This window comes from Tsukamurella soli, assembly GCF_039541155.1.
GTDB classification, from domain to species: Bacteria; Actinomycetota; Actinomycetes; order Mycobacteriales; family Mycobacteriaceae; genus Tsukamurella; species Tsukamurella soli.
In genome coordinates this window covers 1-23209 of the sequence record NZ_BAABFR010000086.1, presented here as the reverse complement: position 1 = coordinate 23209, position 23209 = coordinate 1, and the positions used below count along the sequence as shown (strand labels likewise).

The following is a 23209-nucleotide window of genomic DNA, read 5'->3' as shown; positions in this document are numbered from 1 at the left end:
CTGCGGGCGGCGACGGTGTCGCGGCGGGCCGCGCCGCGGTCGATCGGCTCCGCGGCCGCTGACGATGCGGAGCGCCACCGCGGCCGCGAACCAGCCCCCGACCTGCTGCCCGAGGACGAAATCGATGCGCACCGGGCACGCACGCCCGCGTGTGCAACCCCGGCTGGCGGCATCTTGGCCGGACGCGCGCTAAACTGATACCCAGGAAGAATTTGTAAACGAGGAAAGGGGCCGCCACCCGCCGGCTGAGCCGGTAGCTGGCCGCCCCTTCATTGCGCGAGGGGGTCCCCCATGGGCCGCGGCCGGGCAAAGGCGAAGCAGACGAAGGTTGCACGCGAGCTCAAGTACAGCTCGCCGAACACCGACTTCAAGAGTCTGCAGCAAGAGCTATCGGGGGCTGTAGACGACACGGACGTGCCGTCCAACCACCCAGAGTGGGAGGACATGTACGAGCCGGAGCAGTGGCGGCGCGCCTAGCGCGTCGGTGCGGGCCGTCAGGCCGGCCTTCACCTCGCACGGGACGCAGCACACCGTCGCACGCCCCGCTCGGTGCAGGGACGTAGTCGGAGCCCACAAGCAGTCGAGTGGGCCCGCGCCTCCACAGGGCGCGGGCCTCGGTCTGTCCGGACCGCGGATGCTCTCAGAACCGCGGATGCGACCCGCTCAGCACCGCGGACGCCCCGGCACCGTCGGCCTTCTTGACGGAGCCGAGTACCCAACTGTCGATGTGGCGTGCCGTGAGCACCGCGAGTGCACGGTCCACGTCGTCGGGAGCGACGATCGCGACCATGCCGACGCCCATGTTGAAGGTCTTCTCCATCTCGGCCTGCTCGACGCGGCCCCGCTGCGCGATCACGGAGAAGACCGCCGACGGGCTCCAGCTGCCGCGGTCCAGCTCGGCCACCAGGCCCTCCGGGATCACACGGGCGAGGTTCGCCTCCAGCCCGCCACCGGTGACGTGGCAGAAGGTGCGCACCTGCGTCTCCTTGACGAGGCGCAGGCAGTCGAGGGCGTAGATCTTGGTGGGCTCCAGCAGCTCCTCGCCGAGGCTGCGCCCGAACTCCTCGACGTGCCCGTCGAGATCCATGTGCGCCCATTCCAACAGCACCTTGCGCGCGAGGCTGTACCCGTTGCTGTGCAGCCCCGAGGAGGCCATGCCGATCACGACGTCACCGGCCCGAACGTTGTCGGGGCCGAGCACCTCGTCGGCCTCGACCACGCCGACTCCGGTCGCGGACAGGTCGTACTCCCCCTCGGCCATCAGGCCCGGGTGCTCTGCGGTCTCGCCGCCCAGCAGCGCGCAGCCGGACTGGACGCACCCCTCGGCTATACCCTTGACGAGTTGCTCGACGGTCTCCGGCACCACCTTGCCGACGGCGATGTAGTCCTGCAGGAACAGCGGCTCGGCGCCCGTGACGACGAGGTCGTCCACGACCATCGCCACCAGGTCGATGCCGACCGTGTCGTGCTTGCCCAGGGCCTGCGCGACGGCGATCTTCGTGCCGACACCGTCGGTCGACGCGGCGAGGACGGGCTCGCGGTACGAGTTCTTCAGCGCGAAGAGCCCGGCGAAGCCGCCGAGCCCACCCATGACCTCGGGGCGGGTCGCCCGCCTCGCATGGGGTTTGAACAGCTCGACGGCGCGGTCACCGGCCTCGATATCGACTCCGGCCGCCGCGTACGACGCCGGGGGGTTCGGGACCTCAGGATTGCGCTCGCTCACGGGCCCTAACGGTACCCGACCGCCGTCGATCGGCTCCGGCGCGAACTCGGGCGGCCCTGTCTGCGCGGCGGCTAGGAGGTCCTGCGGCGATATACGACCATCGCGACGGAGTACGCGACGACCAGGATGCCGACACACCACCCGAGAGCGATCCAGATATCGCCGCCCACCGGCTGCTGGGTGTACAGGTCGCGGATCGTGTTCACGATCGACGTCACCGGCTGGTGCTCGGCGAAGGCACGTACCGGGCCCGGCATCGACCGCGTGGGCACGAACGCCGAGCTGACGAAGGGCAGCAGGATCAGCGGGTACGAGAACGCGCTCGCGCCGTCGGGGGACGTCGCCGTCAGCCCTGGGATGACGGCCAGCCACGTGAGCGCGAGCGTGAACAGGAACAGGATCCCGGCCACGGCGAGCCAGGCCCCCACCCCCGCTCCCGAGCGGAACCCCATGAGCAGGGCGACGAGCACCACCACCACAAGCGAGATCGTGGTGGCGATCAGCGAGGTCAGCACGTGCGCCCAGAGCACCGCCGACCGAGCGATCGGCATCGACTGGAACCGCTCGAAGATCCCGCCGCGCATGTCCAGGAACAGCCGGAACGCCGTGTAGGAGATGCCCGAGGCGACGGTGATCAACAGGATGCCGGGCAGCAGGTAACGCACGTACGAGCGCGTTCCCGTGTCGATCGCGCCGCCGAGCACGTACACGAACAACATCATGAACGCGATCGGCATGAGCGTCGTCGTGATGATGGTGTCGACGCTGCGCGTGATGTGCCGCAGTGAGCGGCCCAGCAGGACGGCCGTGTCGCCGAGGACGTGTGCGGTCATCGTGACTTCCTACTCGGACGCTCGCCGGTTCGATCCGTCGGCGACGACGGCGAGGAAGACGTCCTCGAGCGTCGGCTGCTTCTCGACGTACTCGACCCGAGCCGGCGGCAGCAGTGCCTTCAGCTCGGCGAGTGTGCCGTTCACCACGATCCGGCCCTCGTGCAGAATCGCGATCCGGTCGGCGAGCCGTTCGGCCTCCTCGAGGTACTGCGTCGTGAGCAGCACCGTCGTCCCCTGCTCCGCGAGCCGCTCGACGGCGGTCCACACCTCGATCCGGGCCTCGGGGTCGAGCCCGGTGGTCGGCTCGTCGAGGAGGATCACCGGCGGGTTCCCGACCAGACTCATCGCGATGTCGAGGCGGCGGCGCATGCCGCCGGAGTAGGTCGACACCCGGCGATCGGCGGCGTCGTTCAGCGAGAACCTGTCGAGCAGGCCGCCCACGATCGCGCCGGGGTCCTTCAGGTGCCGAAGCCGCGCGACCAGCACGAGGTTCTCGCGTCCGGTGAGGATCTCATCGACCGCGGCGAACTGGCCCGTGAGACTGAACGACTCCCGCACCCGCGCAGGCTGGGTGGCGACGTCGAAGCCGTCGACGGTGGCGGTGCCCGCGTCGGCCCGCAGCAGGGTGCACAAGATCCGCACGACCGTGGTCTTGCCCGCCCCGTTCGATCCGAGAAGGGCGAAGACGGTGCCGCGTGCCACGTCGAAATCGACGCCGCGCAGCACGTTCAGTTCCTTGTACGACTTCTCGAGGCCCGATACCCGGATCGCCGGGCCGGTGGCTGTGGTCATCGGTGTCTCCCGTCCGACCGGTGTGGTCGCTCACGCGCGATGGATGCGGATCGCGCCGTAATTCGTCTCGGCCTGGAGCTCGAGGGTGTCGACCGCATCTCCGGGACCGTCATGGGCCTCCAGGTCGCTGCCGACGGTCCCGTACCGGGTGGCCACGTCGAGCCGCACGGCGGTCCCGGCCCGCACCCCGACCTCCAGATCGCCGTACGAGCTCGTCACCTGCGCGACGCCACGGACCAGCTCGCCGATCCGGACGGGCCCGTATGCGGTCTTCACATCCGCGCCGGCCTCCGCGAGGTCGACCGAGATGCTGCCGTAGGTGGCCTCGACCGTCAGGTCGCCGTGCACCTGCCGGATCGAGGTGGCCCCGTATTTGTTCGTCACCCTCGCGTCACCGTCGACCCGGCCCAGGTGGATCGACCCGTTGCTGTCGGCACGCACTGCGGTCGCCTCGGCGATGTCGATCGCGCCGTAGTCGGAGTCGATTTCGACGCGGGCCATGCGGCCCCGGGTGTCGAGGCTCCCGTAGGCCAGCCGGCCCTGCAGGTCCGAGCCGCTGGGCAACTCGACGGTGATGTCGACCGTGGGGGTCTTCGCCGACCACATCAGACGCCAGAAGAGCTGCCGGCGACGATGACTCGCGATGGTCAGGCGTCCGTCGGCGAAGCGCACCTCGACGTCCTCCGCGGCCCGCACGTCGTCCGCCGTCGCGTGGCCGCCGGGGCGCACCTCGACGCTCGTGTCCGAGCGCTCACCGGCGACGATGCGGACCTCGCCGATCACCAGGTCGAGCACGACGGCGACGGGTTCCGGAGTCTCGAAGACGGCTGTAGTCCGCTCGTGGGTCATCGCGCCCATCCCTTCAGTCGTTGTCCTGCTGTGCCCTCGCGGGTGACCGGAGCGGGATGTCGGCCCCGGTCCAGCTCGGCAGTGACCGCCCGCACCAGCCAGGTGTTCACCGACACGCCCTCGCGGGAGGCCGCCTCGTCGACTCGCGCCTTGACCTGATCCGGCAGCCGCAAAGTGGTGCGGGTGGCGGGACCGTCCTCCACGGGCTGTGGGTCGGCGGTGGCCTCGCCGCGGTCCGCGTCTCGGGTGGGCGCGGCACCCGCCTCGATGACGAACTCCGGCTCGTTGCCGCGCAGCCGGACCTCGACGGACCCCGGCGTGAGGGCCAGCGTGATCTCCCCCGCGGCCGCGGACAGCGCCTCGAGCAACACCAGCCGAGTCGCCGCGTCCAGCGGGGCGATCAGGCGCTGCGCGAGCCGCTCGGCGTCCTCGCCGCCGGCGGCAGCCGCCACAGCCAGGTGCCGGTGCAGGTCGTCCACGTACCGTCCGAGCTTCATGACACCATAGTGACACCATCATGGCGTCATCGCAATGAGGTCGTCCTGACGACGAGCTGAAGACGTGCGGGAACCACCCCTCGGACGACCTGAGGCCCGCTCCGCGCGGGAGCGGGCCTCAAGGTCGTCGGGGTGGCGGGTGTTCCTCGGTGTCGCTTACGGCCGGCGCAGCGCCGAGACGTTGTCGTTGTCGGCCTGCAGCGGGTCGGCCTCCGATGTGCCCGACTTCAGCATCTGCTCGAGCACGGCCTTGCCCATCGACGAGGACTCGGGAAGCGGGATCGGGTACTCGCCGTCGAAGCACGCGCGGCACAGCTGCGACCCCGGGTGCTGCGTGGCGGCGGTCATCTCGTCGATGGAGATGTACCCCAGCGAGTCGGCGCCGATTGCGGCGCGGACCGACTCGACCATGGCGTCCATGGAGTCGGTCGCCCCGCCGTTGGCGATCAGCTCGGCGGGCGACGCGAAGTCGATGCCGTAGAAGCACGGCCACTTGACCGGCGACGACGCGATGCGGACGTGGATCTCGGTGGCACCGGCCTCGCGGAGCATCCGGATCAGCGCGCGCTGCGTGTTGCCGCGGACGATCGAGTCGTCCACGACCACGAGACGCTTGCCACGGATCACCTCGCGCAGCGGGTTCAGCTTGAGCCGAATGCCGAGCTGTCGGATGGTCTGCGACGGCTGGATGAACGTGCGGCCCACGTAGGCGTTCTTCATCAGGCCCTGGCCGTATGGGATACCGGACTCCTGCGCGTATCCGACCGCCGCGGGCGTGCCCGATTCCGGGACCGGGATCACCAGGTCGCCATCGGCGGGATGCTCGCGGGCCAGTCGACGCCCGATGTCGACGCGCGTCGAGTGCACCGAGCGGCCGTTGATCACGGAGTCGGGGCGCGCCAGGTAGACGTACTCGAAGATGCACGTCTTCGGCGTGGCGGGCGCGAACCGCGACGAGCGGACACCGTCGGCGTCGATCGCGAGCAGCTCGCCGGGCTCGATGTCCCGCACGAACGACGCGCCGACGATGTCGAACGCGGCGGTCTCGGACGCGACCACCCAGCCGCGGTCCAGGCGCCCCAACGACAACGGCCGGATGCCGTGCGGGTCGCGCGCGGCGTACAGCGTGTGCTCATCCATGAAGGTGAGACAGAAGGCGCCCTGCAGGGTGGGCAGCAGCTCCATCGCCGCCTGCTCCAGCGTGCGGTCGGCAGCGGCGTGCGCGAGCAGGGCGCCGACGATGTCGGAGTCCGACGTCGCCGGCATGTCCGAGCGCTTGCCGCCCAGCCCCAGTTCTGCGGCACGCTTCGCCAGCTCGGCCGTGTTGACCAGGTTGCCGTTGTGGCCCAGCGCGACACCGTTGCCCGCACTGGTGGTGCGGAAGATCGGCTGGCTGTTCTCCCACGTCGTCGAGCCCGTGGTGGAGTACCGGCAGTGCCCGACGGCGACGTGCCCGTGCATCGCACTGAGCGTCTGCTCGTCGAACACCTGGCTCACCAGGCCCAGGTCCTTGAAGACGATCACCTGCTCACCGTCACCGACCGCGATGCCGGCGGCCTCCTGGCCGCGGTGCTGCAGCGCGTACAGGCCGTAGTAGGTGAGCTTCGCCACGTCCTCGCCGGTGGCCCAGACGCCGAATACGCCGCATTCCTCGCGCGGCTCGTTCTCGTCGTCGTCCAGGGAGTCGGGGAGGGAGAGGGGCAGCTGATTCACGGACGGCTCCTGAATAGGCTGAGGGCTGCGGTACCTCGAAGTGTACGGGTCGTTCACCATCCGTTACCAATCGTGACGCGCTACCGTCCGCCTCGTCGGGCGGTGGACATATCGGGGAGGTCGAGGCGATGAGACGGTTGCGGGGGGACATACGGAGCGCGGCGACGCGTGCGCTGGCGGCGACGACGGCGGTCGCGGTGATGTCGTCGACCGCCGCGGGATGCGCGTCGGAGGTGGCCGGGACCGCGATTCCCACCCCGGGCTACTCCGCGACCGCCGCGGCATCGACACCCCCGGCGACATCCCCCACGGCCTCGGCTCCGGCCGCCACGCCCGCGCCGAACGGGTCGACACCGCCGTCGGCCTCGGCGGGGCCGTCGGTGCCCCGATCGAGCGCGACGGGGATCCCCGCCCTCGCCGGCATCTGGCGCGGGTCCTACACCTGCAACCAGGGCCGCACCGGGCTCACCCTGACCATCGCCGCGGGTTCGGCGAGCGCCGGCACGGCCACGTTCGCCTTCGCCCCGCTACCGGACGGTCCGACGGTGCCCGACGGCAGCTACTCCATGTCCGTCACACGCTCCCACGGCGGTGTCGAGTTCCTCCCGGTGGCGTGGATCCAGCACCCGTCGGCCTGGACGATGGTGGGGCTCACGGTCCCCGGCCCGGTGAACTGGAGCGGCTCGGAGCTGACGGGGTCCGTCGACTACGCCGGGTGCAGCACGTTCACCGTGACCCGCTCGGTGCAGTGACCCGGTCCCTGGAGTAGCGGCACACCGGGCTGCCGTCACGATCCCCCGGTGCGCATCGCAGCGGGCCGGTCTACGCGCGCGGCCCGGGCACGTTGACCAGCGGAAGCCATCGCGCGACATCCCCCGCCCGCGCGCCGCTCGCCGTCATCCGCCCCGCCGCCACGGCCTCGTCGAGGGTCTCGCGGCCGACGACCAGCCGCAGCCACGTCCGCGGGTCGGTCTCGACCACGTTCGGCGGCGTGCCGCGCGTGTGCCGGGGCCCCTCGATGCACTGCACGGCGACGAACGGCGGCACACGCACCTCGACGGCCCCACCGGGCGCGTCCTGCGCGAGGGCCCGCGCGGACAGTCGGACGGCAGCGGCTCGGGCCGCGCGCGACGGTGCCGGGGCGTCCGCGTCGTCGATCCAGTCGAGGACACCCAGCACTGCCTGCCGCATCTCCGCGGGATCGATCGCCGTGGCCATCAGCCCATCTTCGCAGGGCATCCGAGGAGTTCGGTCGACGGAACGTGTCGGTGGGCACTCGTACGCTCGGGGCGCACCCTTGGAGGAGGAGACCGCCATGACCGATCCGACCAGCTCCCTGATCGCCGTCCTGCTCGACCGCTCGGGCTCGATGGAGAGCATCCGCACCGACATGATCGGCGGCTTCGCCGCGTTCATGGACACCCAGCGGACCGTCCCCGGCGACGTCCGAGTGACGCTCGCCCAGTTCGACACCGAGTACGAGGTCGTCTACGCCGACCGCCCACTCGCGGACGTGGGACCGCTCGTCCTGCAGCCGCGCGGGATGACGGCACTGCTCGACGGGATCGGCCAGCTGACCGCAGAGATCGGGGTGGGCCTCGCGCGGCTGCCCGAGGATCGGCGCCCCGGTTCGGTGGTGGTGGTCGTGATCACCGACGGCCTCGAGAACTCGAGCGTCGAGTACACGCGCGACGCCGTCGCGGAGCTCATCCGCCGCCAGGAGTCGGAGTACTCGTGGACCTATGTGTTCCTGGGGGCCAACATGGACGCCGTCGCGGTGGGCGCGTCGCTCGGTTTCCAGCCCACCCGCTCGCTCACCTACGCGCCGGCGGCCGAGGGGGTCGCGGCGACCTACCGGGCGGCCGCACGGTTCGTTGCCGATGTCCGTTCGGCGCCCGCCGGCGCCCCGCCGCCCGCCGGCTTCACCGAGGAGGAGCGTTCCGCCGCACGCGGCGACTGAGGGCGGCGCCGGGAACACGGCGATCGCCCGCAGCCGATGCCGAGTTCTGCCAGGCTTGGCGGATGGGAGCTGAAGTCACCGGCCTGACGTTCACCCGCGAGGACAGGGCCCGGTTCCGGAGCCGGGTCCTGCGGGGCACCGAAGCCATCGACCGGATGCTCTCGGAGGGCCTGTTCACCGATCACAGCACGCAGCCCGAACCTCTGCTCGGCATGGAGGTCGAGCTGAATCTGGTGGATTCCCAGATGAATCCGGCCATGTGCAATGAGGCGATCCTCGCGGACCTCGGGTCGGACACGTATGAGAGCGAGCTGGGGCAGTTCAACATCGAGCTGAACCTCGACCCGCAGCCGCTCAAGGCGAGCCACGCGATGGACTTCGCCGACGACCTGCGGGTGGCGCTCAACCGGCTCGAGGCGATGGCGACCGAGCACGGTGCGCACACGGTGATGATCGGGATGCTCCCCACGCTGACGGCAGTGCACTTCGATCAGCAGTGGCTGTCGCAGTCGAACCGGTACGAGCGACTCGAGGAGCAGATATTCGCCGCCCGCGGCGAGGACCTGGTGCTGGATATCGAGGGGTCGGCGTTCGACGGCGAGATCGAGGAATTGCACGTCGTGACCGGGACGATCCTGCCCGAGGCGGCGTGCACGTCGATGCAGCTGCACCTGCGGCTGGCGCCGGAGGACTTCGCGAACCACTGGAACGCCGCTCAGGCCTTCGCAGGGGCGCAGGTCGCGTTGGCCGCGAACTCGCCGTTCCTCGACCACAAAGCGCTGTGGCACGAGACCCGGCTGCCGCTGTTCGCGCAGGCCACCGACATCCGGCCGGTCGAGCTCAAGAATCAGGGCGTGCGGCCGCGGGTGTGGTTCGGCGAACGGTGGATCAGCAACATCTTCGATCTGTTCGAGGAGAACACCCGCTATTTCCCCGCACTGCTGCCGGAGTCGTCGCCTATCGACCCGCTCGACGAGTTGGACGCCGGACGGATCCCCGATCTCACCGAGCTGAAGATGCACAACGGGACCATCTGGCGCTGGAACCGACCCGTCTACGACACCGTCGGCGGCCACCCGCACGTCCGGATCGAGAACCGCACGCTGCCAAGCGGTCCCACCCTCCTGGACATGATGGCCAACGCCGCGTTCTTCTACGGGACGACCACCTCGCTGGCGCGCGAGGACCGCCCCATCTGGACGCGGATGAGCTTCGACGCCGCCGAGCAGAACCTCACCGCAGGTGGCCGGGACGGCATGGACGCCCGGCTGTACTGGCCCAAGGTCGGATGGGTCTCGCCCGACGAGCTCACCCACCGCATACTCCTTCCTCACGCCCACCACGGCCTCGAGGCGCTCGGCGTCGACTCCGCGGTGCGCGACCGACTGCTCGCCGTCATCGAGGGGCGCTGCGCCACCAAACAGAACGGCGCGAGCTGGCAGCGGGACCACGTCGCCCGGCGCGAGGCGGCCGGCGAGAACCGCGTCGACGCCATCGCGGGGATGCTGCGCGAGTACATCGACCGCATGCACAGCGGCGACCCGGTGCACACCTGGGATCGCCCCTCCGCCTGATCGCCGAGCATATGAGGACCGACCGACTCGACGACGGCTACCGTTGGAGCGTGCCGTATTCGGATACCCCGGTTCTGAGGAACGAGTTCGTCGAGCTGCAGCCGCTCGGTCCCGAGCACCACGACGGACTGGTCGACGCCGTGCGCGACGGCGAGCTGTGGCGGACCTGGTACACGTCGATCCCCTCGCCCGACGAGATGGCGGCCGAGATCGAGCGCCGGCGTGCCCGGCAGGACGACGGTGACCTCGCCCCCTGGGCGATCATCGACCCCCGCACGGGCTCCGCGGTAGGGATGACCACCTACCTCCACCTCGACCCCGACAACCGTCGCCTCGAGATCGGCTCCACCTGGCTCGGCCGGCGTGCGCAGGGCACCGGGATCAACCCCGCCGCGAAACTACTGCTGCTGGCCCGAGCCTTCGACGAGATCGGTTGTATCGCAGTCGAGTTCCGCACCCATTGGCACAACCGTCAGTCGCGTGCCGCGATCGCCAAGCTGGGCGCGAAGCAGGACGGCGTGCTGCGCAACCACATGCTCTTCGGCGACGGCACCGTCCGCGACACCGTGGTGTTCTCCATCATCGACCGCGAGTGGCCCACCGTCCGCCACGGCCTCGTCCAGCGTCTCGGGCCCCGATGAACTCCGGTATCTCGCGAGCAACTCGCCTGTCACGCACCAGAAACACATGAGGCCGAGAATCTGTCGGTAGTCGCTCGACCCGTCCGCTCCGCGGTGACGATCCGGTGCCCTGCCTCCGGGACAGGGTTCCATTTCTGCAGAGTCGCTGCCGTCCGTCCGGAGGTCGTGTCGTGCCCGAAGCCGTGCCCTGCGATCTGGTCATCACCAACGCCTACATCTATATCGACTCCGAGCGCGAGATAGCCGGTGGCTGGATCGCCCTCGCCGAGGGTCGCGTCCACAGCGTGGGTGCCGACCCACGCCAGACACCCGCGGCCACGACGCGGATCGATGCGCAGGGGCGGCTGGTCACACCGGGGCTGGTCAACGTGCACCATCACATGTATCAGAACCTCACGCGCTCATACGCTCCCGTGGTCAACGCGAGCCTGTTCGACTGGCTGACGATGCTGTACCCGATGTGGGCCGAGATCGATGACGAATCCGTCTACCTCTCCACGTGGGTCGCGATGGCCGAACTTCTGCTCGGCGGTTGCACACTGTCGTCGGACCACATGTACGTGCACCCGCGAAGGGAGCTGATCGACGCGCAGATCCGCGCCGCCACCGACCTCGGGTTCCGTTTCTACGCGAACCGCGGCTCGATGACCCGGTCCACCGCGGACGGCGGACTGCCTCCGGTCACGGTGGTCCAGGACGCGGACGAGATCCTCGCCGACTGCGTGCGCCTCATCGACGGCTATCACGACCCGTCCCCCGGCGCTATGACGCGGATCGCGTTGGCGCCGTGCTCCCCCTTCTCGGTCACCCCACAGTTCATGGCCGAGACCGCACGCCTCGCCGAGAGCCGCGACGTGCGCCTACATACCCACCTCGCCGAGGACCGGGACGAGCTGACGTACTGCCGTCAGGTGTACGGGATGACGCCGGTGGAGTACTTCGAGGACGCCGGCTGGCTGCACGACCGCTCCTGGGTCGCGCATTTCATCTTCCCGTCCGCCCCGGAGGAGTCCCGGATGGCCGCAGCCGGTGTGGGGGTCGCGCACTGTCCCAGCTCGAACATGCTGATCGGCGGCGGTACCGCCGATGTCCAGCGACTGCGGCGGCTGGGCGCGCCGGTGGGACTGGGCTGCGACGGATCGGCCTCGACAGACCACGGCTCGCTGTGGCTGGAGGCCCGTGCCGCCCTCACGCTCGGCCGCTATCGCGGCGGGTCCACCGCGATGACGGCGCGCGACGTCCTCGCGATGGCGACGCAGGGCGGAGCCGCATGCCTCGGATGGGCGGACGAGACCGGCCACCTCCGCCCCGGCGCGTGTGCCGACCTGGTGATCTGGACAGGTTCGCCCGTGGCACTGGCCGGCGCACTCACCGACCCGGTCGAGGCGTGGCTGCGGTGCGGCCCGATGACCGCCGACACGACCATCGTCGCCGGCCGGGTGGTCGTGCGCGACGGCCGGATCCAGGATCCCGGTCTCGACGCCGTACTCGCGGCGCACGCCGCGCAGGCGCGCCGCATCCAGAAGGTGAGCCTGCGATGACCGAGACGATGCGTCCACGACGTCGCGGACGTCCCCCACCGACGGTTCGGACGCTTACCGATGAGCGTCTCCCCGATGAGCATCTGGACGTTCCGTGGAGCGGCGCACCGTCTTAAGCACCTGAGAACGCGCCGGTTCCCGGTCCCGAATCTGTTACTGGACCCGATCCATCGCCTGTCGTCCGTCACCACCTGTCATCGCAGGTCGCCGTCGCATCGATCCTGGCGATCGCGCGTACTCTCGACCAGAGCTCAGCGACATCCGACGAGTGATCTGCGAGCCGCCTCGCGCCGCTCACGGCGGGTCTACCCTGCCTAGTATGACGACGCCACCGCCCGGTGCGGGCCAGCAGTTCCCGATTCTCGTGTCCACGATGAACGACGTACCCGGCTTCCACGTCACCCATGTGATGGGTGAGGTGTTCGGCCTGACAGTGCGAAGTCGAAACGCCTTCTCCAACATGGGCGCCGGCTTCAAGGCGATGGCAGGGGGCGAGCTCAAGGGGCTCACCAAGCTGCTGCACGACTCCCGTGAAGAGGCGCTGAGCCGGATGTGTCAGGAGGCCATGGCACGGGGTGCGAACGCTGTGGTCGCGATGCGCTTCGACTGCAACGAACTCGGCGGCACGGCCAGCGAGATCGCGGCGTACGGAACGGCTGTCTACATCGTCCCCGCGCAGCCGCGCCCGCCGCAGTACCAGGGCGGCCAGCAGTACCAGGGGCCGCCGCAGGGCCGACCGGATCAAAGCCCGCCGCTCCAGGGACCCCAGCAGGGGCAGCAGAATCCGGGCTCCAGTCATCAGGGCCCCCCGAACGGCCCTGGTCACCAGGGGCCGCCGCCCCCGAACCCGAACCCGCCGCTCTACGACAACGGGCCTGGGCGCTAGCTTCGCCCGGGCGCCGAGACGCGTTCGTGGTCAGTTCGTGCCGTGACCGAACAGCTTCGGCAAGGTCCCCTCGTGCGCCTCGCGGAGCTCGGCGAACGGGATGGTGAACTGCCCCTGCACCTCGACACCGTCGGCGCCCTGGTCGACCACGCCGACCCGGACCGCGGGCAGGCCGCGGGCGGAGCACATCGAGACGAAGCGGGACTCCTCGGTTCGCGGCACGGCCACCAGGATCCGGCCGGCGCTCTCCGAGAACAGCGCCACGAACGGGTCGATGCCCTCGGGAAGCAGTACGCGGCAACCGGTCTCGCCGGCGAGCGCGGCCTCCACCACGGCCTGCCACAGGCCACCCTCGGAGAGGTCGTGGGCCGCAGAGACGAGGCCGTCACGCGAGGCTGCGGTCAGGATGTCGGCCAGCAGCCGCTCGCGTGCGAGGTCGACGCGGGGCGGCACGCCGCCGAGGTGGTCGTGGGCGACCTGCGCCCAGATCGACCCGTCGAACTCGTCGCGGGTGTCGCCCAGCAGGATCAGCGTCTCGCCCGGCTCGTGACCGAAGCCGGTCGGAATACGCCGCCGCACGTCGTCGATCACGCCCATCACACCCACCACCGGCGTCGGCAGGATCGCCACCGCACCGGTCTGGTTGTAGAACGACACGTTGCCGCCGGTCACCGGGATCCCCAGGGCCGCACAGCCGTCCGCGATACCGTGCACGGCCTGCTGGAACTGCCACATGACCGCCGGGTCCTCCGGGGAGCCGAAGTTCAGGCAGTCTGTCACCGCCTTCGGCGTCGCGCCGGTCGCGGCCACGTTCCGATAGGCCTCGGCGAGCGCCAGCTGACCACCGGTGTACGGGTCGAGGTAGGTGTAGCGCCCCGACGCGTCGGTGGCGAGGGCGATGCCGCGCTGGGAGTTCTCGTCGATCCGCACCACGCCGGCGTCGGCATGCTCGGCGAGCACGGTGTTGCCGCGCACGTACCGGTCGTACTGCTCCGTGATGAACCGGCGCGAACACAGCGCGGGCGACGCGAGCATCCGCAGAGCGGTCGCGCACAGCTCGTCGGGCGTCGACGGGCGCGCGAGACCGGCGGTGGTGGAGGCGATCACATCGTCCATCCAGTCGGGCCGAGCGACGGGCCGCTGGTACACCGGACCGTCGTGCGCGATGGTGCGCGGCGGCGCGTCGACCACGGTCTGGCCGTTCCAGGTGATCACCAGATGCTCGCCGTCGGTCACCTCGCCGATGACGGTGGCGATCACGTCCCACTTGGCACACACACGCATGAACTCGTCGACGTTCTCGGGCGTCACGACCGCGCACATGCGTTCCTGGGACTCCGAGGACAGCACCTCCGCGGGCGTCATCCCCTCGGCGCGCATCGGGACCTTCTCCAACTCGATATGCATGCCACCGTCGCCGGCCGCCGCGAGTTCCGATGTGGCGCAAGACAGTCCGGCGCCGCCGAGGTCCTGGATACCGACGACCAGATGCTCGCGGTAGAGGTCGAGGCAGCACTCGATGAGCACCTTCTCCATGAACGGGTCGCCGACCTGGACCGCGGGGAGCTTCTTGGGGCGATGCCCCTCGTCGAACGTCTCCGAGGCCAGCACGGACACGCCGCCGATGCCGTCGAGCCCCGTACGTGCGCCGAACAGGATGATCTTGTTGCCCGCGCCCGAGGCGAACGCGAGGTGCAGGTCCTCGGTGCGCAGCACACCCGCGCACAGCGCGTTCACCAGCGGGTTGCCGGAGTAGGACGCGTCGAACACCGTCTCACCGCCCACGTTGGGCAGGCCCAGCGAGTTGCCGTAGCCGCCTACTCCACGCACGACACCGTCGAGCACGCGGCGGGTGTCGGGCGCGTCGGCGGGGCCGAATCGCAGCTGATCCATGACGGCGATCGGGCGGGCGCCCATGGCCATGATGTCGCGGACGATGCCGCCGACGCCGGTCGCGGCGCCCTGGTACGGCTCGACGTACGACGGGTGGTTGTGCGACTCGACCTTGAACGTCACCGCCCAGCCGTCGCCGATGTCGACCACGCCGGCGTTCTCGCCGATACCCGCCAGCATGGACGAGCGCATCTCGTCGGTGGTGGTCTCGCCGAAGTAGCGCAGGTGCACCTTCGAGCTCTTGTATGAGCAGTGCTCGGACCACATCACCGAGTACATCGCCAGCTCGGCGTCGGTGGGCCGCCGACCGAGGATCTCGCGGATCCGCTGGTACTCGTCGTCCTTGAGGCCCAGCTCCCGGTAGGGCTGCGGGACGTCGGGGGACTGCGCTGCGGCATCGACCGTGTCTACGTGCACGAGGAGAGTTTAGTCAAGGCGCCGCACGCGGCGCGTCCGGCGGTCGCGGGGCACCTCCCGTGCGGTGCGGCGCCATGCTCGCGGCGTGCGCCGGCACGCGCGCGCCGGGCCCACGAAATGCCTACTCCCCGCGGCGTGTCCGCTGGCACATGGGCGCCGATGGGCCAGCGGGCACTCGGTGGGCCGGAGGTCACAGCATGGGCGGGCACTCACCGCCACTGGGCGATATGCGCGTTTCCGTACCGGGTCGGGGTCGGCGATGGTGCAACGCCCCGTATTCCGCGACCGGCGGCTCTCGTCTGCGCCGCGGGCGGTGGGGCGCCGGGGGCGGGCACCGCGCCCGATGCACACCGCTGCACTCCTTGTAAAGGGATCGCATCAGCCAGATGCCGGACGTGCCGCTGGGGCGCCCTTCTCCCGCACACTTGCGGCATGGCACCCCCGACCGACTACCTCGTGTGCGCCACGCAACGCAGCGGTTCCACGCTCCTGGTGGAGTCGCTCGCCGCCACCGGCGTGGCCGGCCGCCCGGAGGAGTTCTTCCAGTACTACCCGTCGTCCTCGACGTCGCCGCAGCCGCGCGAGTGGTTCGCCGGGGTCACCGACCCGGACCTGCTCGGTCTGCTCGACGAGACGGACCCCGGCACCGTCGACCACCGGACCGAGGAGCAGTGGCGGGCCGATGTCCGCGCCGCCGGGCGTACCGCGAACGGCGTGTGGGGCGGCAAGCTGATGTGGAATCAGACGCCCATCGTGATCGCCCGCACCCGCACGGCGTCGGGCTCACTGCGCACCGCGATCAGGTCGCTGTTCGATGGCGCCGACCCGCTGTACGTGCACGTGTACCGCCCCGATGTGGTGCCGCAGGCGGTGTCGATGTGGCGGGCCGTGCAGACCCGGGTGTGGCGCGACTCAGACCACGACGAATCCGGGCGGGACACCCGCGCCGAGTACCGCGCCGAGGGCATCGCCCATCTGGCCGCCATCCTGCGTGAGCAGGAACGCAGTTGGCGCACGTGGTTCGCCGCCGAGGACATCGAGCCGCTCGAGGTGGACTTCACCGAGTTGGTGCGCGACCCGCGCAAGACCACAGCGCGCGTGCTGGAGGCGCTCGGGCAGGACCCCGATCTGGCGCCGCCGCCGCCGCTCAAGCCCCAGTCCAACGCCCGGTCGGCGGAGTGGGCCGCACGCTACCGCGAGGACGCCGCGAGAAACGGATACCCGCTATGACATCGACGGATCGCCACCTGATCGACTCCGATGCGATCGATCGCGTCGACGAGCTGCGCGCCCTCGAGGCCGAGGCCGTGCACATCATCCGCGAGGTGGTCGCGGAGCTCGAGCGCCCGGTACTGCTGTTCTCCGGCGGGAAGGACTCGATCGTCCTGCTCCGCCTGGCGGAGAAGGCGTTCCGCCCGTCGCCGCTGCCGTTCCCGGTGCTGCACGTCGACACCGGGCACAACTTCGACGAGGTGATCGAGTTCCGCGACCGGCGCGTGGCGCCGACACCCGAGAATCCCGAAGGCATCCGGCTGATCGTCGCCTCGGTGCCAGACGCGATCGCCGCCGGCCGGGTCGCCGAGTCGACCGAGGCGTCCGGCTCGCGGAACCGCCTGCAGACGCGCGTACTGCTGGATGCGTTGGAGGCCGGGGGCTTCGACGCCGCATTCGGCGGTGCTCGCCGCGACGAGGAGCGCGCCCGGGCGAAGGAGCGGGTGTTCAGCTTCCGCGACGAGTTCGGCCAGTGGGATCCGCGCGCACAGCGCCCCGAGCCGTGGTCGCTGTACAACGGGCGGATCCGCCGCGGCGAGTCGGTGCGTGTGTTCCCGCTGTCCAACTGGACCGAACTGGACATCTGGCGGTACATCGCGCTCGAGGAGCTCGAGCTGCCGCCGATCTACTTCGCCAGCGAGCGCGAGGTGTTCGATCGCGACGGCATCCTGCTCGCGGTATCCCCGTACAGCCGGCCCGGTCCCGACGACCAGGTCAGCCGGGAGTGGGTGCGCTACCGCACCGTCGGCGACCTGACCATCACCGGCGCGGTCCGCTCCCGCGCCACCGACATCGCCACGGTGATCTCCGAGATCGGGGCGGCCACCGTGTCCGAGCGCGGGGAGACCCGCGCCGACGACCGTACCTCCGCCGCCGCGATGGAGGACCGAAAGCGTGAGGGGTACTTCTGATGGCAAGCCCGGCAACGGTTCCCACACAACACCGGCAGCTGCTGCGGCTCGCGACCGCGGGCAGCGTCGACGACGGCAAGTCGACGCTGATCGGCCGGCTGTTGCACGATACGGGGAGTCTGCCCACCGACCACCTGGAAGCGGTCACCGACGACGAGGGCGCGGTCGACCTCGCCGCGCTGTCCGACGGCCTGCGCGCCGAACGCGAGCAGGGCATCACGATCGACGTCGCCTACCGCTTCTTCTCCACGCCCACACGCAGTTACGTGCTCGCCGACACCCCCGGCCACGAGCGCTATACGCGCAACATGTTCACGGGCGCGTCCACGGCGCACGTCGCCGTCCTGCTCGTGGACGCGCGGTACGGCGTGCAGCGCCAGACCCGAAGGCACGCCCGGATCGCGACCCTGCTCGCGGTGCCGCACCTGGTGGCCGCGGTGAACAAGATCGACCTGGTGGACTTCTCCACGGAGCGGTTCGCCGAGGTGGTCGCCGAGCTGGACGAGCTGCGAAGTCAGCTGGGTATCAAGCAGATCGAGGCCATTCCCGTAGCGGCCACACTGGGCGACAACGTGGTGCACCGGTCCGACCGCACCGCGTGGTACACCGGTCCCACCCTGCTCGAGTACCTGGAAGACGTGCACCTGGCGGCACCGTCGCCCACCCCGGAGCAACTGCGGCTCCCCGTCCAGTGGGTGTCGCGCCCCACCACGGAGCAGCGTCGGCGGTACACCGGCCGGGTCGCGGCGGGGACGCTCGCGGTGGGCGACGAGGTGGTGGTGCTTCCGTCGGGCAGTCGTAGCACCGTCACCGTGGTCGACACCCTCGACCCGGAGCGGAAGGTGGCGGTGGCCCCCCTGTCGGTATCGGTGGAGTTGGCCGATGACATCGACGTGGGGCGCGGCGACGTGATCGTCAGCGGCGCACCGGCGGCCGAGCTGCCGGTGCCCGCGCGCGAGCTCGAGGCCACGCTGTGCTGGCTGTCGTCGACGCCGCTGCGGGCGGGCGACCGCGTGGCCCTCAAGCACTCGACGGCAACGGTCCGCGCCACGGTGCAGTCGCTCGAGCGCCGGCTCGATCCGGAGACCCTCATCGAGCAGGTCGGCCCGAGTGAGTTGACGCTCAACGACATCGGGACCGTGACCCTGCGGACGTCGTCGGTGGTGGTCGCGGATGCCTACGCCGCCAACCGAGATACCGGCGCCTTCATCCTGATCGACGAGTCGTCCAACGACACCGTGGCCGCCGGCACGATCACCGTTCCGCGGGAGGTGGTGCCGGGCAAGGCGACCCGCAACGACATCAAGTGGCACCCCAGCTCCCTGGGGAGGCCGGAACGATGGGAGAAGACCGGGCAGCGCGGGGCGACGGTGTGGCTCACGGGGCTGCCCGCGTCGGGCAAGTCGACGGTAGCCGTGGCACTCGAACGGGCGCTGGTCACCCGCGGCCGGGTCGCCTACCTGGTGGACGGCGACAACATCCGGCACGGCATCTCCGACGACCTGGGCTTCTCCCCCGGCGATCGGGCCGAGAACATCCGGCGCGTAGGGCATCTCACTCGGCTGTTCGCCGACGCCGGCGTGATCGCTATCGCGTCGATGGTGTCGCCGCTCCGTTCGGATCGGGCGATCGCGCGCGAGCTGAGCCACGCGGCCGGCCTCGAATTCATCGAGGTGCACGTGAGCACCCCGGTCTCCGAGTGCGAGCGACGTGACCCGAAGGGCCTGTACGCGCGAGCACGGCGGGGCGAGCTCAAGGGACTGACCGGCGTCGATGCGCCCTACGAGAAGCCCGACGACCCCGACCTGCGGTTCGACACCACCGGCCAGGACATCGACGAACTCGCGGGCCGAATCGTGTCGCTGCTCGAGGAGCGGGGCATCATCGATTCATGAGCTGCTGCACCCCCGCCCGCGACGGTGACGCCCCGCGGCGTCCCGGAGAGGTCCGCGGGCGCGGGTCGCACGCGGTGCCGCAGGCGACGGTGCCGGGCGGCGGGTTCGTGATGGGTGACGCCCACGGCGACGGTTACCGCGCCGACGGCGAGCTGCCCCTGCACCCGGTGCGGCTGCGCGGCTTCGACATCGATGCGACGACGGTGACGGTGGCCGCGTTCGGCGCGTTCGTCGCGGCCACCGGATACGTCACGGACGCGCAGCGGTTCGGAGACTCGGCGGTGTTCCACGCGAACGCCGCCGATCCTTCTGCCGCGCAGCCGGTACCGGATGCTCCCTGGTGGCTGTCGGTGCCCGGCGCGAGTTGGGACGCACCCGGCGGGCCCGGCACCGTCGCCGCCCCCGAGCATCCCGTCGTGCACGTCTCGCACGCCGACGCACTCGCCTACTGCGGCTGGGCCGGCCGGTCACTGCCCACCGAGGCGCAGTGGGAGTACGCCGCGCGGGGCGGCCTGGACGGCGCCCGCTACCCGTGGGGGGACGCGCATCCCGGGTCGGACCGGGTCAAGATCTTCGAGGGCGACTTCCCGTGGTCACCGTCGGCGGCGGTAGGCACAGTTCCGGCCGAGTCGTACCAACCCAATGGCTTCGGCCTCTACCAGTGCGTCGGCAACGTCTGGGAGTGGTGCGCCGACCGGTACTCGGCGCGTTACTACGCGCGATCGGCGGAGGCCGAACCCGCGGGACCGGACCGCGGTGCCGCGAGGGTCCTCCGCGGTGGCAGCCACCTGTGCCACGACTCGTACTGCTACCGCTACCGGGTCGCGGCGCGCTCCCACTCGAGCCCCCGCTCGTCCGCATCGAACATCGGATTCCGCACCGTCACGGCGTCGAATACGCGCTGAAGTCTCGGCCCAGACGGAGACTTCTGAATCGCTCCGGCGCCGCGGTCCGGGTCGCGGCGCTCCCCTACGCAGCGGCCCATGCCACGATTCGGGTCGCTACCGGGTCGCGGCGCGCTCCCACTCGAGCCCTGGCTCGTCTGCATCGACCATCGGATTCCGCACCCTCGCGGCCCGAGCACGACCACCGTCCACCACCCGCAGGTGCGCCGGAGCGAGGGTCGCGAGCGGAGTCGTCCCGGCGCCGGCGGCCTCGGGGAGCAGCAGACGCAACTCCCGCGTCGACTCCCGCGATGCGGACGGCAGGGCGAGCAGATACTGCAGCAGCAGCACGACCGGTTCGGGATTGCGGTAGGCGCTGCAGCCCACGAACCGGAAGCGCAGATCCTCGATCCTGGTCGGGCCGTCCACGGTCAGCCGGTAGTGACGGTAGCCGCGTACCACCCCACCGGGTCCCGCCGACGCCACCGTCGCCTCGGCCGGCACCGCGACGTCGGCCGCGCCGGCCACCGACGCGGCCGAGCCGGCGACCGGCGACCAGGACACGCCGTCGGCAGACTTCTCGAGTGCCACCCGCGCAGCACTGCTCGCCACCAGCGAGTAGCCGCCGAGGCGTGCGGCGATCTCGAACTCGACCTCGATGTGCCGGGCCACCGCGGTCGGGCCTGACCATCCGACCCCGTCGGCACCCGGCTCGAGCTCTGTGCGTCGCCCCTCGAGGCCGACGGCGACCGCGCGGACCGGCATCGTCAGCGGCCGGGTGTCGAGCTCGAGGCCGTTGGTGAGGTGCCAGATCGCTGCCTGCGTGGCCGCGATGGCGGCAGGCTCGGTGATGTCCGAGGGCCCGAGCGGGACCCCCGCGGCACGAAGTCGGCGGCTCAGCTCGGCGGTGCTCACCGCCGGGACGGACGTCCGCAGAATCGCGGCGATGCGCGCCCGGCGCGCCACCACCGCGACCGAGTCCCACCGGTACCAGCTGGTCGGGTGGTAGCCGACCGGCCCACGCGGCGCGACGCCGTCGACGTCGAGCGAGTACGCGGGGATCGACGGATTGACCCGGATCAGGTCGGTACGTAGTCGTGAGCCGTCGCGGAGCACGATCGTCTCGACGGTCGGCGAGTAGGTTCCGCCCGGATACCGCCTCAGCCGTGCAGGCAGCGGGTTCGCCTCCAGCAGGTGCTGGTCGCGGCGGGGCGTCGGGCGTTGCGGAGCGGCCCGCAGCAGGGCCACGCGGGGGCGGTCGGTGTCGAGCGACATCGAGGGATCCTTCGAAAGGTGGCCGATCGGCCGTGAGCAGAAGCTTTCGTCGGATCAGCAACAGTGCGGACGGCGCCGCAGGACGTCGACATGGTCCCGGGCCGCTCTGCGCATGCCCCGATGATGCTGGAGGCAGCCCCGCCGGTCACCCTTTGTGATCGCCGTGAATCTATCCGGGACGCCCGATCGGCACGCATCGACAGGCCGGCCGCGCGACAATTAATCCGGCTGCGCACATCACCCGCGACCGAGCGCCGGCCGGGTATCGTCGCTGCCACCCAGCAGGGGGCCGGACGCGAGCCCAAACGGCTTGCGCGGCAACAGTTCGAACTCGTCGAGGAGAAACAGATGACGGCTCCACAGAACGAATCCCAGGCCCTCGGCGACCTCGCCGCGCGGCAATTGGCCAATGCGACGAAGACCGTCCCCCAGCTGTCGACGATCACCCCGCGGTGGCTGTTGCAGCTGCTGAGCTGGGTGCCCGTCGAGGCCGGCATCTACCGGGTGAACCGCGTGGTGGACCCCGAATCGGTCGCGATCCACGTCGAGGAGGCAGGCGAGTCGCTCGGCACGGAACTGCCGCACACCTTCGTCGACTACGAGACCAGCCCTCGCGAGCTGACGCTGCGCGCCGTGTCGACCATCGTCGACGTGCACACCCGCGTCTCCGACCTGTACTCGAGCCCGCACGACCAGATCGCACAGCAGCTGCGCCTGACGGTCGAGACGATCAAGGAGTACCAGGAGTCCGCGCTGATCAACAATGCCGAGTACGGCCTGCTGTCGCAGGTGGTGCCGGAGCAGCGCGCCTCCACGATCAGCGGCCCGCCCACCCCCGACGACCTCGACGGTCTGATCGCTCGGGTCTGGAAGAGCCCCGGGTTCTTCCTCACCCATCCGCTCGGCGTGGCCGCGTTCGGCCGCGAGGCGACGCGCCGTGGCGTGCCGCCGGCCACCGTCAGCCTCTTCGGGTCGCAGTTCCTCACGTGGCGCGGCATCCCGATCGTCCCGTCGGACAAGGTGCCGCTCGAGGACGGCAAGACCAAGTTCATCCTGGTCCGCACCGGCGAGGAGCGCCAGGGCGTGGTCGGGCTGTTCCAGCCCGGGCTGGTGGGCGAGCAGGCCCCCGGCCTATCCGTGCGGTTCACGGGGATCGACCGGTCCGCGGTGGCGTCGTACCTGGTCACGCTGTACTCGTCGCTCGCAGTGCTGGTCGACGATGCGGTGGGCGTCCTGGACGACGTCCGGGTGGACAACTTCTATGACTACAAGTGAGCTGCGCTCGGAGGCCGCAGAGGGCGAACTCCCGCTGAGCCCGGCGGAACTCACAGCGCTCGCCTCCCAGGTGTTCGCGCGGGTTGCGGCCTCCGCTCGTCCCTCGCTCCAGCCGAACCCGACGGTGCCGGACGCGCGGGTTGCGACCTCCGCTCGTCCCTCGCTCCAGCCGAACCCGACGGTGCCGGACGCGCGGGTCGCGGCCTCCGCTCGTCCCTCGCTCCAGCCGAACCCGACGGTGCCGGACCTGCCCGGCTTTCCCGGGGTGTCCGGACCGCCGTCCGTCCCGACGGTGCCCGGCCTCGGCCCCGACACCCCGGGCTCGGCGGTGCCGCCCGCACCCCGCGGCGGCGCACCGGACACCACCGCCGGCACGTC

22 protein-coding genes and 1 pseudogene are annotated in these 23209 nt (G+C 70.6%); 14 read left to right on the top strand and 9 right to left on the bottom strand.

Annotation, left to right across the window (positions count from 1 at the left end):
• Positions 1-198 (top strand): hypothetical protein (locus tag ABD908_RS20630; RefSeq protein WP_344999494.1); only part of this gene is annotated, 198 nt, incomplete at its 5' end.
• 93 nt (positions 199-291) lie between these two features.
• Entirely contained in the window at positions 292-477 is a 186-nt protein-coding gene (locus ABD908_RS20625) for a DUF3073 domain-containing protein (RefSeq protein WP_344999492.1), read from the top strand.
• 163 nt (positions 478-640) lie between these two features.
• Here the strand turns inward: ABD908_RS20625 and purM are convergent, their stop codons facing one another.
• From purM to purF, 6 genes are all read right to left on the bottom strand, one after another.
• Positions 641-1723 (bottom strand): phosphoribosylformylglycinamidine cyclo-ligase, encoded by a 1083-nt coding sequence (purM, locus tag ABD908_RS20620; RefSeq protein ID WP_344999490.1) that lies wholly within the window; start codon positions 1721-1723, stop codon positions 641-643.
• A 71-nt stretch (positions 1724-1794) separates the two neighbouring features.
• Positions 1795-2556: an ABC transporter permease gene (locus ABD908_RS20615; RefSeq protein WP_344999488.1), complete on the bottom strand. Its 762-nt coding sequence runs from the start codon at positions 2554-2556 to the stop codon at positions 1795-1797.
• 9 nt (positions 2557-2565) lie between these two features.
• Positions 2566-3348, bottom strand: coding sequence for an ABC transporter ATP-binding protein (locus ABD908_RS20610; protein WP_344999486.1), 783 nt, complete (start codon positions 3346-3348; stop codon positions 2566-2568).
• A gap of 30 nt (positions 3349-3378) precedes the next feature.
• Positions 3379-4197, bottom strand: a complete 819-nt coding sequence (locus ABD908_RS20605) for a DUF4097 family beta strand repeat-containing protein (RefSeq protein ID WP_344999484.1) — start codon at positions 4195-4197, stop codon at positions 3379-3381.
• On the bottom strand, positions 4194-4694 hold the full coding sequence (locus ABD908_RS20600) for a YlcI/YnfO family protein (RefSeq protein WP_344999482.1): 501 nt from the start codon (positions 4692-4694) through the stop codon (positions 4194-4196). The genes ABD908_RS20605 and ABD908_RS20600 overlap by 4 nt, the downstream gene beginning before the upstream one ends.
• A 156-nt stretch (positions 4695-4850) precedes the next feature.
• Positions 4851-6407 (bottom strand): amidophosphoribosyltransferase, encoded by a 1557-nt coding sequence (gene purF / locus ABD908_RS20595; protein ID WP_344999480.1) that lies wholly within the window; start codon positions 6405-6407, stop codon positions 4851-4853.
• 128 nt (positions 6408-6535) lie between these two features.
• On the opposite strand from purF, the gene ABD908_RS20590 reads away from it, so the two are divergent.
• Entirely contained in the window at positions 6536-7159 is a 624-nt protein-coding gene (locus ABD908_RS20590; protein ID WP_344999478.1) for a hypothetical protein, read from the top strand.
• 70 nt (positions 7160-7229) lie between these two features.
• Here the strand turns inward: ABD908_RS20590 and ABD908_RS20585 are convergent, their stop codons facing one another.
• Entirely contained in the window at positions 7230-7625 is a 396-nt protein-coding gene (locus tag ABD908_RS20585; protein WP_344999476.1) for a sterol carrier family protein, read from the bottom strand.
• A gap of 97 nt (positions 7626-7722) precedes the next feature.
• Here ABD908_RS20585 and ABD908_RS20580 point away from each other — a divergent pair, with 97 nt between their 5' ends.
• The 5 genes from ABD908_RS20580 (at position 7723) to ABD908_RS20560 (ending at position 13009) form a co-directional block, all read left to right on the top strand.
• Positions 7723-8367 carry a vWA domain-containing protein gene (locus ABD908_RS20580; protein ID WP_344999474.1) on the top strand — a complete coding sequence of 215 codons (645 nt, stop codon included), beginning with the start codon at positions 7723-7725 and terminating at the stop codon, positions 8365-8367.
• A gap of 62 nt (positions 8368-8429) precedes the next feature.
• Positions 8430-9941 carry a glutamate-cysteine ligase family protein gene (locus ABD908_RS20575; RefSeq protein ID WP_344999472.1) on the top strand — a complete coding sequence of 504 codons (1512 nt, stop codon included), beginning with the start codon at positions 8430-8432 and terminating at the stop codon, positions 9939-9941.
• Positions 9942-9991: 50 nt separating this feature from the next.
• Complete coding sequence (locus ABD908_RS20570) at positions 9992-10582, top strand: GNAT family N-acetyltransferase (protein ID WP_344999470.1); 591 nt, start codon at positions 9992-9994, stop codon at positions 10580-10582.
• A gap of 170 nt (positions 10583-10752) precedes the next feature.
• Positions 10753-12123, top strand: coding sequence for an 8-oxoguanine deaminase (locus tag ABD908_RS20565; RefSeq protein ID WP_344999468.1), 1371 nt, complete (start codon positions 10753-10755; stop codon positions 12121-12123).
• Between the two features lie 319 nt (positions 12124-12442).
• The gene (locus ABD908_RS20560; protein WP_344999465.1) at positions 12443-13009 is read left to right on the top strand and encodes a YbjQ family protein; all 567 of its coding nucleotides are present in this window, start codon (positions 12443-12445) and stop codon (positions 13007-13009) included.
• A 30-nt stretch (positions 13010-13039) separates the two neighbouring features.
• Here the strand turns inward: ABD908_RS20560 and purL are convergent, their stop codons facing one another.
• Positions 13040-15319, bottom strand: coding sequence for a phosphoribosylformylglycinamidine synthase subunit PurL (purL, locus tag ABD908_RS20555; protein WP_344999463.1), 2280 nt, complete (start codon positions 15317-15319; stop codon positions 13040-13042).
• 432 nt (positions 15320-15751) lie between these two features.
• On the opposite strand from purL, the gene stf0 reads away from it, so the two are divergent.
• From stf0 to ABD908_RS20535, 4 genes are read left to right on the top strand one after another with little or no spacing between them, the layout of a single operon-like run.
• Complete coding sequence (gene stf0, locus ABD908_RS20550) at positions 15752-16549, top strand: trehalose 2-sulfotransferase (RefSeq protein ID WP_344999461.1); 798 nt, start codon at positions 15752-15754, stop codon at positions 16547-16549.
• The gene (gene cysD, locus ABD908_RS20545; RefSeq protein WP_344999459.1) at positions 16546-17502 is read left to right on the top strand and encodes a sulfate adenylyltransferase subunit CysD; all 957 of its coding nucleotides are present in this window, start codon (positions 16546-16548) and stop codon (positions 17500-17502) included. The genes stf0 and cysD overlap by 4 nt, the downstream gene beginning before the upstream one ends.
• The gene (gene cysC / locus ABD908_RS20540) at positions 17502-19397 is read left to right on the top strand and encodes an adenylyl-sulfate kinase (protein WP_344999457.1); all 1896 of its coding nucleotides are present in this window, start codon (positions 17502-17504) and stop codon (positions 19395-19397) included. Before cysD ends, cysC begins: the two co-directional genes overlap by 1 nt.
• Positions 19394-20302, top strand: coding sequence for an SUMF1/EgtB/PvdO family nonheme iron enzyme (locus tag ABD908_RS20535; protein ID WP_344999455.1), 909 nt, complete (start codon positions 19394-19396; stop codon positions 20300-20302). Before cysC ends, ABD908_RS20535 begins: the two co-directional genes overlap by 4 nt.
• 96 nt (positions 20303-20398) lie before the next feature.
• Here ABD908_RS20535 and ABD908_RS20530 read toward each other — a convergent pair whose 3' ends face one another.
• Positions 20399-21556 carry a TQXA domain-containing protein gene (locus ABD908_RS20530; RefSeq protein WP_344999453.1) on the bottom strand — a complete coding sequence of 386 codons (1158 nt, stop codon included), beginning with the start codon at positions 21554-21556 and terminating at the stop codon, positions 20399-20401.
• 348 nt (positions 21557-21904) lie between these two features.
• On the opposite strand from ABD908_RS20530, the gene ABD908_RS20525 reads away from it, so the two are divergent.
• Together ABD908_RS20525 and ABD908_RS20520 are read left to right on the top strand one after the other, a co-directional pair.
• Complete coding sequence (locus ABD908_RS20525) at positions 21905-22831, top strand: family 2A encapsulin nanocompartment shell protein (RefSeq protein ID WP_344999451.1); 927 nt, start codon at positions 21905-21907, stop codon at positions 22829-22831.
• A pseudogene (locus tag ABD908_RS20520) lies at positions 22818-23209 on the top strand (hypothetical protein); the annotation flags it as partial. The gene ABD908_RS20525 and the pseudogene ABD908_RS20520, both read left to right, overlap by 14 nt.